Here is a 335-nt window from a genome sequence, read left to right on the forward strand (position 1 = left end):
GATCACAAGCGGAGAGCCGAGAGTGACGGATCTTTTCCCGGCAGAGAAAATTTCGGAGGAAGAACTGGTCAGAACAGCTTATGTACTGGAAAAGAAAAGCGAGCATCCACTGGCAAGGGCAGTACTGGAATATGCGAAAGAAAAGGGAGTAGAAAGTAAAGAAGAGGCAGAAGATTTTCAGGCGATTGCAGGAAACGGACTTTCGGGAAGGCTGGGAGAAGCCTGGCTTTATGGTGGAAACTTAAAATATATCCGATCAAAAAGTGAAATACCGGATGCGGCAGAGCAGCAGGCACAGAAGTTTGCACAGGAGGGAAAGACTCCGCTGTTCTTTG

General features: G+C 47.8%; 1 pseudogene. It reads left to right on the plus strand.

The features are described 5' to 3' along the window. Positions 1-22: 22 nt before the first annotated feature. Positions 23-335: pseudogene (locus PZH32_RS11995) on the plus strand (HAD family hydrolase); the annotation flags it as partial.

Source organism: Adlercreutzia equolifaciens (genome assembly GCF_029076695.1).
GTDB classification, from domain to species: domain Bacteria; phylum Actinomycetota; class Coriobacteriia; order Coriobacteriales; family Eggerthellaceae; genus Adlercreutzia; species Adlercreutzia equolifaciens_A.